General features: G+C 70.6%; 8 protein-coding genes. 6 read left to right on the top strand and 2 right to left on the bottom strand.

Going from position 1 to position 10,329, the window contains the following annotated elements:
* Window positions 1-495 precede the first annotated feature (495 nt).
* Both VGX25_RS27870 and VGX25_RS27865 read left to right on the top strand, forming a co-directional pair.
* Window positions 496-912 (top strand): DUF3455 domain-containing protein, encoded by a 417-nt coding sequence (locus VGX25_RS27870; protein ID WP_326920887.1) that lies wholly within the window; start codon window positions 496-498, stop codon window positions 910-912.
* Window positions 913-1,007: 95 nt separating this feature from the next.
* Window positions 1,008-2,180 carry a thioester domain-containing protein gene (locus VGX25_RS27865; protein ID WP_326920886.1) on the top strand — a complete coding sequence of 391 codons (1,173 nt, stop codon included), beginning with the start codon at window positions 1,008-1,010 and terminating at the stop codon, window positions 2,178-2,180.
* A 58-nt stretch (window positions 2,181-2,238) separates the two neighbouring features.
* Here VGX25_RS27865 and VGX25_RS27860 read toward each other — a convergent pair whose 3' ends face one another.
* Window positions 2,239-2,697 carry a nuclear transport factor 2 family protein gene (locus VGX25_RS27860; RefSeq protein ID WP_326920885.1) on the bottom strand — a complete coding sequence of 153 codons (459 nt, stop codon included), beginning with the start codon at window positions 2,695-2,697 and terminating at the stop codon, window positions 2,239-2,241.
* Between the two features lie 409 nt (window positions 2,698-3,106).
* On the opposite strand from VGX25_RS27860, the gene VGX25_RS27855 reads away from it, so the two are divergent.
* On the top strand, window positions 3,107-3,823 hold the full coding sequence (locus VGX25_RS27855; protein WP_326920884.1) for a hypothetical protein: 717 nt from the start codon (window positions 3,107-3,109) through the stop codon (window positions 3,821-3,823).
* Between the two features lie 21 nt (window positions 3,824-3,844).
* On the opposite strand, the gene VGX25_RS27850 is transcribed toward VGX25_RS27855, so the two are convergent.
* Window positions 3,845-6,268: an ATP-binding protein gene (locus VGX25_RS27850; protein ID WP_326920883.1), complete on the bottom strand. Its 2,424-nt coding sequence runs from the start codon at window positions 6,266-6,268 to the stop codon at window positions 3,845-3,847.
* A gap of 149 nt (window positions 6,269-6,417) precedes the next feature.
* Between VGX25_RS27850 and VGX25_RS27845 the strand changes: the two genes are divergently transcribed.
* The 3 genes from VGX25_RS27845 to VGX25_RS27835 form a co-directional block, all read left to right on the top strand.
* Entirely contained in the window at window positions 6,418-7,614 is a 1,197-nt protein-coding gene (locus VGX25_RS27845; protein WP_326920882.1) for a serine hydrolase domain-containing protein, read from the top strand.
* Between the two features lie 112 nt (window positions 7,615-7,726).
* On the top strand, window positions 7,727-8,581 hold the full coding sequence (locus VGX25_RS27840) for an aldo/keto reductase (RefSeq protein WP_326920881.1): 855 nt from the start codon (window positions 7,727-7,729) through the stop codon (window positions 8,579-8,581).
* 331 nt (window positions 8,582-8,912) lie between these two features.
* The coding region (locus VGX25_RS27835; protein WP_326920880.1) for an alpha-L-arabinofuranosidase at window positions 8,913-10,329 on the top strand (1,417 nt) is incomplete at its 3' end.

The raw sequence follows: 10,329 nt of genomic DNA, 5'->3' as shown, positions 1-10,329 counted from the left end.
TGGCGGCCGCGCAGTCACACCGAGGAATCAGCGGCTGGGCCCACGCCCACCACTCATCCGGCACCCACCGCACCGACAACCGATCAACCACCACTCAAAGAACGTGACAGCAAGACCACCGAACCCACGCGAGACACGCTCTTAGGGAACCGTCCGGCTCTGGTCAGTCGAGGGGGAAGGTGGCCCGGTGTACGGCTGTGGACCTCTTGGCGTGAGTCGACGCCGGCTATGCGTCGGGAGCATGCCGCCGGCACGCTTCGGTTAGGCCGATTGGACGGATCGGCCGCCTCGGGTGAACCGCGGGCGGGGGTGAGCCGTGTGGAGGGGGCCGGCATTTGGCCGGGAGCAACCGGAGTGTACGGAGTGTGCGTGGAGATGAGTCGAGTGCGTCGCATGATCACCGCGTTGGCTGTTGTGGGGTTGGCGACGATCGGGGTGGGGACGGCGGCGGTTCCGGCTGGGGGAGTGCCGGATGGCGAGGGTGATCATCGGGGGGTGCCGGAGCAGATCAGGGTGCCGGAGGGCAACAGACGGATCGCCGTGATGGCGGCTCGGGGCGTGCAGACCTACCAGTGTGCCGGGGGTGTGTGGACGTTCCTGCAGCCGGACGCCATTCTTGAGCATCGGGGCCGGGCGCTGGTGCTGCACACGCGGGGCCCGGTGTGGACGTCGGTCAGGGACGGCAGCTCGGTGACCGCGGCGGCGGTGGCCAACTCGCCGGTCGAGGGTGCCATTCCGCAGTTGCTGCTGAGGTCGACCGGCAATCGCGGGCCGGGCCTGCTGTCCGGGGTCACCTACATTCAGCGGTTGCGTACCACGGGCGGGGTCGCGCCGGCCGGGTCGTGCACCGACGGCGTCACCGCGTCGGTTCCGTACACCGCCGACTACACCTTCTGGGTTGCCGCCGCCTGAGTCACGGTGACCAGCAAGTTTGAACGCTCGACGGCTGGATTCCGTATTCGAGTTCGCCACCGGAATTTCGTGGTGGTGGGACGACGAGGAGAGACATGGCCAGCCGGTTCGAGTTCATGCGTGTGGGGGTCGGGGTCGTAGCGTTGCTGTTGGTGGTCGGGGCCGGCCCGGCGTCGGCCGATCCGGTGCGGGGAACGGTCCAGGAGGGCGGCCCCGAGGGCCTGACCGTCAACGTGGGTTCCGGGTTCCTCGCCGAGATGCCCACCAGTTTGATCAAGTTCCGGCTGGCCGACGGGACCGAGCTCGGCGTCTACTGCGTGCAGATCCAGAACGAGATCGACCCCGAGCACCCGCTCGTCGAGAAGGACTGGGAGGCCTTCCCGGACCCGGCGTCGCCGTTCAACGCCAACCGGGCGAAGATCAACTGGATCCTGCACAACGGGTTCCCGGTCAAGGACACCGACGAGCTGGAGGCTCAGCTCGTCGGCGCCGGGGTGCGGCTGCGCGACGGGCTCAGCACCGCCGAGGCCATCGCCGGCACCCAGGCCGCGGTCTGGCACTTCAGCGACGACACCGACCTCGACCGCGCGGATCCCGTGCCGGACGCGCGGGGCTCGGCACGGGACGTCGTCGCGCTCTACGACTTCCTCACCGGCGACGCCAACGCCGGCATCGCCGACCAGCCGAGCGCGTCGCTGAAGATCAGCCCGGCCGATCTGACCGGCAAGCCGGGGCAGCGGATCGGGCCGTTCACCGTGCGCACCAGCGGTGCGATCAGCCGGCTCGACGCCGACCTGCCCGACGGGGTGCGGATCACCGACGAGAACGGCGCCGAGCTGGCCGTCGCGGCGATCAAGGACGGCACCCGGTTGTTCATCGACGTGCCGGCCGACGCCCCGGACGGCTCGGCGAGCTTCGAGCTGACCGCCACGGCGGAGGTGGCCGGCGGCCGGCTGTTCGTCGGCGAGAGCTACGCGCCGAACCGCAGGACCCAGTCGGTGATCGTCGCCCGGTCGCGGGCCGCCGAGCTGACCGCGACGGCCGGCGCCAGCTGGACCGCCGCCGAGGTGCAGCAGGTGGCCGACAACGACGACGACGTCGCCGCGGAGGACGTGAACGCCGACGGCGACCTGGCCGAGACCGGTGCGTCGATCCTCACGCCGACCCTGTTCGGCGCCGGCCTGCTGGCCGCCGGTTTCGCCTTCCTGCTGTTCCGCCGCCACCGCACCCGTCCCCAGCCGATCGGCAACCGGTACCGGCGAGGCTGATGGGGAGGGCCGGTTCGTCCGCTATGGACGGTCGCGGGCCGACAGCGCGTCACCGGGCTCATTGGATGGGTAGCAATATGCCGTGCTCGCTTTGCGGGCGGGGACCGAGGATGCGGCGGTCGCCTGAGTCGATGCGGACGTCGTTGATGCTCGCCTCGCGCCGGCGCATCAGGCCGTCGTCGGTGAACTCCCACAGCTCGTTGCCGTAGCTGCGCCAGTACTGGCCGTCTCGGTCGTGGCACTCGTACTGGAAGCGCACCGCGATGCGGTTGCCGCGGAAGGCCCACAGCTCCTTGCGCAGGGCGTAGTCCAGCTCGCGTTCCCACTTCCGCCGGAGAAACGCCACGATCTCGGCGCGGCCGGTGATGAACTCGCTGCGGTTGCGCCACACCGAATCCTCGGTGTAGGCCAGCGCCACCCGTTCCGGGTCGCGCGTGTTCCACGCATCCTCGGCGGCTTGCACCTTCTGTGCCGCGGTCTGCTCGTCGAACGGTGGGAACGGTGGTCGCGGGCTCATGTCGGATCTCCTCGAAGCTGGCAATGGACGGGTGAATTAGGGGCGGGGTCGGAATGTCCGCATTGTCCCACTAATGTCCAGAATGCAACGACACTTAGGGGTGAGATTCGTGCCTAGGAGTAACGTGCCATGGCAGGGTCGAGGATCCGCCCCCTACCGTCAAAGCAAGGACGCCTATACCAGGTCGGTGCGGTCCAGATGCGCAATCCTTGACTGCGCCATTGAGTTGCCTGGACTTCTCGGGGAAGCGATGCCGGCCAATACGCGACGGACGAGATTCCATCCTGTTCCAGGCGCGGCCGGACGGTGACATGCTCTGCGTCATGACGCGGTGGACAATCTGTGTGGGGTATCGATGGAACGAAACATCGGCGGTGCCGAACTGACAATGCTAGCCGACACCAAAGCGATGGTGCATGCCGACGTCGACGTGGCGCCGTTGGTCGGAACCTGGCTCAACGCGAAACGGGACACCGACCATATCACGAGGGTCGTGGTGTCCGAGCGGGACGGTGCCGTGCTGGTTCGGCTGTACGGGTCGGCAATGGGCGAATCCATCGATTGGGGGGAGGTGCGGGCGCGGCTGTACGCGCACACCGGCACCAGAGCCGTCGCCGGATTCCACGCCGCCTACGAGCTCGGCGCCACCCGCATCGAGATTGCGGCCAACGTCAAGCAGGGCATCCTGGTCATCCAGACCTATACCTCGTTCAGCGACGGCAGCGGGCGGCTCAGCCAGTTCTCCCGGGAGTTCTTCCACCGTTCGCCGGGCGAGCGGGCCGGCCGGGTGGTCCAGCGCGGCGTGCCGTTCCTGGACGGTGATTGGGTCAACACCCACCCCGACACCGAGTGGATCAAAGAGTTCTCGCTGATGGAAAAGGGGGACACCCGTATCCTGCGCGTCCGGGCCGTGCGGGAACCGTCCGACTGGGGCGAGGCCGAGGTCACCACATACCTTGACGCCGCAGGGGACCCGGCGTTCCACGCGAGCTACGACCTCAGGCCGTTCGAGGCGAAGCTCGCCGGAAACACCGGCAAGGACATCGTGATCATCGCCGCGTACGTTCGTTTCAAGGATTCGGCGCGCGACAACGCCTTCATCCGCGAGTTCTTCGTGCCTCGCTGACCCGGTGGCGGCCGTCCCACGTCACGGCGTCGCGGCGGCGGGCGCCGGCCGGCTGAGCAGTTTCGCGCGGACGGTGTCGGCTTCGGCGTGGCCGAGCTCGGTCAGGATGTCAAGGGCCCGCGCCCAGGCGTGGCGGGCCGCCGCGTGGTCGCCGACGGCGTGCTGCGCATCGCCGAGCCGGGTGAGAAAGTCCGCTTCCTCATAGCGGTCGCCGAGTTGCCGGACCAGCTCGACCGCGCGCCGGTGGCAGGTGACCGCCTCCCGGTGCTCGCCGAGCTGGCCGTGGATGTAGCCGAGGCTGTCCCAGGCGGCGGCCTCGGTGTGCCGGTCGTCGATCTCCCGCAGGAGATCCAGCGCCTGCCGGCAGCGCTGCAGCGCCCGGTCGTGGTGGCCGAGCCGGGCAAGGTACCAGCTGGCCGAGTTCAGCGCGTTGGCCTGCCCGTACCGGTGATCGGCGGCGCGGAAGCCGTGCAGCGCCCGCTCGGCGTGGTCCAACGCCTCCCGGTACCGGCCGCGCAGGTCGCACACCATGCTCAGATCCAGGTGCACGTGGGCCTCGTTGGTGCGGTCGCCGAGTTGGCCGAACAGATCGAGGGCCCGCCGGTGCTCGCGGTCGGCGTCCTCGACGTCGCCGAGCCGGGTCAGCGCGCGGGCCAGACCGCGGTGCGCATGCGCCGCCGCGACCCGGTCACCCCGGCGGTGCGCAGCCGCGAGGACGGTGCGCTGCACGGCCGCCCACTCGGGCCAGTGCCCTTGCCGCTGCAGGAAGGTCTCCAGCGCCCAGGCCAGCCGCCAGGCGTCCGGAACACCGCTGCCGGCCGCCCAGCGAATCACCGCGGCCAGCACCGGGCGCTCGGCGGCGAACCAGGCCATGGCCCGCTCCTCGCCGGTGATCCGTTCGGGCGTCACGCCGACGGCCGGTGCGGCCAGGTGCAGCGGATCCCGGTGCGGGTTCAGCAACCGGGCCGCCGCGTACGCGGTGTGCAGGTAGTGGTCGCGCATGCGGCGCAGCGCAACCCGCCGCTCGGCCTCCGTGTCGTGCCGGCCCACGAGCTCGGCGGCGTAGGTCCGCAGCAGATCGTGGCAGGCGTACCGGCCGGGCACGGGCTCGGCCAGCAGATGGACCCGGGTCAGGCCCGCCATCATCGACCGGGCCCGCCGGACCGGGACGCCGGCCAGGCTCGCGGCGGCCGGTATCCCGATGTCCGGACCGGGATGCAAACCGATCAACCGGAACATCCGCGCGGCGTCGGGCTCCAACGCGTGGTACGACCAGGAGAACACCGCGCGGACGTCGACAGCCGGATCGTCGGCGGCGAACCGGTCCAGCCGCTCGTCGGCCGCACCCAACTCATCGGCCACAGTGGACAGAGGTGCGCCCGGGCGGGCGGCCGCCCTGGCCGACACGATCGCCAGCGCCAGCGGCAACCGTGCACAGTGGACGATCAGCCGGCGGGCGGCCCGCGGCTCGCCGGCCAGCCGCGCCTCGCCCAGCCTTCCCGCCAGCAACTCCCACGCCTCCGCGGTGGGCAGCAGGTCGAGGTGCAGCGGGTCGGCGCCCTCGGCGGCGACCAGGCCGGAGAGCCGGTCGCGGCTGGTCACCACGACCAGACAGCCGGGGGTGCCGGGCAGCAGCGGACGCACCTGCCCGGCATCGCGGGCGTTGTCGAGCAGGACGAGCATTCGGCGTCCGGCGAGCAGGCTGCGGTACCGCGCGGCCCGGTCGGCAAGCCCGGCCGGGATCCGGTCGGGCGCAACACCAAGCGCGGCAAGGAACCCGGCGAGCGCCTCGGCCGGATCCAGCACCGACTCCTCGGGACCGAACCCGCGCAGGTTCACGTAGAGCTGCCCGTCCGGGAACCGGTCGGCCACCCGGTGGGCCCAGTGCACGGCGAGCGCGGTCTTGCCGACCCCCGCGGTGCCGGTGACCACCACGACGCCGGCGTGCCGCAGTAATCCGTCCAGCGCCGCCAGTTCGGCGCTCCGGCCGGCGAAATGGCGCACCGCCGCGGGAAGTTGGCGCGGCGGATCGGGCCGGTTCTCCGGCCCGTCGCCCACATCGACCCGGCGTGCCGCCCCGGCTCGGCGACCCGCCTCGACCCGCGCCGCGGCGGCGATCCTGCGGTCCGCCCGCCCTCCGTCGGCCGCCCGCAGCAGCTCCCAGTGCGCGGTGTCCCACCGATCGCGATCGGTCGCCTCCGCCGGCAGCTGCCGCCCGGTCCGCGCCGCGTACGCCGCGCACGCCGCCACGAACGACTCCACGAAGTCCCACTCCGGCAACGACTTGGCGTTGAGCTTGTCGCTGATCGTCGAGCGCGGCAACGGACGCGGCTGCCCGGCGGTCAATGCCGCAAGCTGGTTCAGCGATGGTGACCCGGCCAGCTCGCGCAGCCGGCGCAACTCGTCGACGAAGCGATCCAACGCATCCCGTACCGCCCCGCTCACCCCCGCCTCCGGTTCGGGCGCTGTCCGGTGTCCGGACACACCGCGGAGCTTACTGGCCGGCGGGGCCTCGTGCACCGGTGTCCGGGAATTGTCCGGACGCCTGCCGGACCGCCGACGCTGAGACCCGAGCCTGACGAGAGGAGCCAATCGTGTACCAACGTAGACGTACCGGCGCCACAGTTGCCGCGGCGGTGCTGGGGATGGTCGCGACGACGTCGTTTGCTCCGCCGGCCGGTGCGGACGTGCAGTCGCGGCTGAGCGCCGTGCTCGCCAACGGCGCCAGCGGCGCGATCGTGCTGGTCGACAACGGCACGAGGGACATCCGGATCGCCGGCGAGCGCGACGTGGCGGCGCACCAGCCCATGCTGCCGAACGCGCGGGTGCGGATCGCCAGCATCACCAAGACGTTCGTCGCGGCCGTCGCGCTCCAACTCATCGACGAGGGCCGGATCGGACTCGACCTCGACGACACCGTCCAGTCGCTGCTGCCGGGTCTGCTGCCCACATTTCCCCGGATCACCGTCCGCCAGCTGCTCAACCACACCAGCAGCCTGGCCGAATACATGTACCACCCGCGGTTCGTCTTCACCGTGCCGTTCGAGCCCGGATATCAGGCCGAACCGGGACAGCTGGTCGACCTGGCCAACCGGCTGCGCTGCAGCCTCCTTGACCCCTGCTACCTCCCGGGACGGGACTGGAACTACTCCAACACCAACTACATCGTGCTGGGCATGATTCTCGAGGCGAAGACCGGCCGGACCATCGAGGACCTGGTCCGGCAGCGGATCATCCAACCGCTCGGGCTGAACGACACGCTGTTCCCGGAGCTGGACACGACCATCGAGGGAGATCACGCCCGCGGCTACCTGTCGCCCGAGGTCTCGCTGGCCCTCGGCGGCCCCTACGACCACGTGGACGTCACCGAGTACAGCCCGACGCTGAGCTGGGCGGCCGGTGCGATGATCTCCACCGTCGGGGACCTGCAGACGTTCTTCTCCGCGCTGCAGGCCGGCGACGTCGTCCGGGACCGGGTGCTGTTGCAGCAGATGGCCACCGCCGACGCGGTCACCTTCCGCGATCCACACGGCTACGGCCTCGGTCTTGATCGTTCCGAAGTGGAATGCGGCGGCCAGTCAAGGGAATTCTGGGGGCACAACGGCTACACGCCCGGGTACGTCACCTACGCGCTGCACGACCCGGCCACCCGACGAGGCGCGGTCGTCGCCGTCCCCACCACCCCCGACATCCCCCTCCTCCTCCCCAACACCTCGCTCAGCGATGCGATCGACGCCCTCGTCGCGGAAGCGGCCTGTGCCAGCCTCGACCTGCCGTACACCGGCGGCTGAACCCCGGTAGCCATCCTCGAACCCCGACCCCGCGCCAGCACCGCTGACGCGGGGTCGGCGCTCGCCGTGGAATGCTGGGAGTGGCAGGGAACCCGACACGGAAGGACACTCCATGCAGACCCGCCGTCTCGGCGACCGGGAGGTCGGCGCGATCGGGCTCGGCGCCATGCCGATGTCGATCGAGGGCCGGCCCGACGAGCAGCGGTCGATCGCGACCATCCACGCCGCGCTCGACGCCGGCGTCACCCTGATCGACACCGCGGACGCCTACCACCTGCACGCCAACGAGGTGGGGCACAACGAGTCGCTGATCGCCAGGGCGCTGGCCGGCTACGGCCGCGACACCTCCGACGTGCTGGTCGCGACGAAGGGCGGCCACCTGCGACCGGGCGACGGCTCGTGGACGCTCAACGGCTCGCCCGAGTACCTCAAGCGCGCCTGCGACGCCTCGCTCAAGCGCCTCGGCGTGGACGCCATCGGGCTCTACCAGTTCCACCGACCGGATCCGAACGTCGACTACGCCGACTCGGTCGGTGCGATCCGCGACCTGCTCGACGCCGGCAAGATCCGGTACGCCGGCATCTCCAACGCCAACCCCGAGCGAATCCGGCTCGCCAACGACATTCTCGGCGGCCGCCTGGCCAGCGTGCAGAACCAGTTCTCGCCGGCATTCCGGTCCAGCGAGCCGGAAATCGCGCTGTGCGCCGAGCTGGGCATCGCGTTCCTGCCGTGGAGTCCGTTCGGCGGCATCGCAAGGGCCGGCGACCTCGGCGCCCGGTTCGCCCCGTTCGCCGAGATCGCCGCGGCCCGCGGGGTGAGCCCGCAGCAGGTCTGCCTCGCCTGGATGCTCGCCAAGGCGCCGGTGGTCATCCCGATCCCCGGCTCCTCCCGGCCGGAGACCATCCGCGACTCGGTCCGCGCCGCCGACCTGACGCTGTCGGCCGACGAGCTCGCCAGGCTCGGCTAACCGGGAGTAGCTCACGTTCTGGCTCGGATCGGCGGCCGCCTGCCGGGCCAGGTTATCCTCCCTGTAGTGAAGCCACTTTGCTTCTGGGAGCGCTCCCAAGATCACCGCGAGCGGCACGCCCGGTCAGGGGCAATAAGATTCTTCAGGGTGACCAAGGTACGCAACTGATCTGTAGACAGTTTCTCCAGGTGGGTCTCCACGCCAAGGGAGTGTGCTGGGAGCGCCGGGGCAGCCGGGACCGATCGCCGGGGCGGCTGGTGATCAACCGTTGACTGAGGGTCGCCGTGGTGTTTAGCTCTTCTGGGAGCGCTCCCAGAAGGATTGGAGTCCCATGGCATCCCTGCGTCGGCTTGGTCGGATCTCTGTTGCCACCGCCAGTGTGCTGGTGGCGGGGTTGCTCGCGGCGCCAAGCGCGAGCAGCGACGTGGAGCCGGTGCGGGTCAGCGTCAACACCCGGGCCGGGTTGGCCACGATGCCGGAGACCGGGCTGGGGATCAACCACGCGGTCTGGGACACGCACCTGGGCAGTGCCGAGGTCGCCGACCTGCTCGGCGCGGCCGGGGTGCGGCTGATGCGCTACCCGGGCGGCTCGTACGGCGACATCTACCACTGGGAGACGCACACCGCCCCTGGCGGGTTCGTCGCGCCCAACACCGACTTCGACACGTTCATGGGCGGGGTGCGGCGGGCCGGCGGGCAGGCCATGGTGATCGCCAACTACGGCACGGGCACGCCGCAGGAGGCGGCCGGCTGGGTGCGCGAGGCCAACATCGTCAAGGGCTACGGCGTCCGGTACTGGGAGATCGGCAACGAGCTGTACGGCAACGGCCACTACGGCGCGCAGTGGGAGGCCGACGACCATCCCGACAAGAGCCCGGCCGGGTACGCCACCAACGTGGTGGAGTTCGCGACCGCGATGAAGGCGGTCGACCCGACGATCAAGATCGGGGCCGTGCTGACCACCCCGGCCAACTGGCCGGACGGCATCGTGGCCGGCGGCGACTCGGCCACCTGGAACCGGACCGTGCTGTCGATCGCCGGGCCGCACATCGACTTCGTGATCCTGCACTGGTACCCGGGCGGGTCGTCGGCCGATGCACTGTCCAAATCGGACCAGATCGGCGACATGCTCTACCTGGTGCGCAGGGACATCGCCGCGTACGGCGGGCAGAACGCCGACCGGCTGGGCATCGCGCTGACCGAGATGAACATCTCCGTCGGCAAGAACACCCAGCCCGGGGCGCTGTTCGCCGCCGAGGCGTACAGCAGCCTGCTGGAGAACGGCGTGTTCACCGTGGACTGGTGGAACACGCACAACGGCATCGGCACGGTGTCCACTGTGGCCGGTCAGACCGACTACGACGACTTCGGGGTGCTGTCCAGCGCGAGCTGCAACGCCGACGGCGTCTGCCAACCGGCGCTCAACACGCCGTTCGCGCCGTACCACGGCATCCGGATGATGAGCCTGTTCGCCCGGCCCGGCGACCAGTTCGTCCGGGCCGCCACGAGCGACCCGCTGGTCAGCGCGCACGCGGTGCGCCGGCCGGGCGGCGGCCTCGCGCTGCTGCTGATCAACAAGGACCCGGACAACGCGCGCACCGTCGCCGTCGACTACACCGGCTTCGTCCCGGCCGCGGGGGCGCCGACGGTGCACTCGTTCACCAACGGCGCCACGGCGATCGCCACCGGGCAGACCGGCTCGGCCACCAGCCAGACGCTCGCGCCGTACTCGCTGACCACCCTCGAGC

The sequence above is a fragment of the Actinophytocola sp. genome (genome assembly GCF_035942955.1).
In the GTDB taxonomy this organism is placed as follows: domain Bacteria; phylum Actinomycetota; class Actinomycetes; order Mycobacteriales; family Pseudonocardiaceae; genus DASYTH01.
This window is presented reverse-complemented; position numbering and strand designations above follow the sequence as displayed.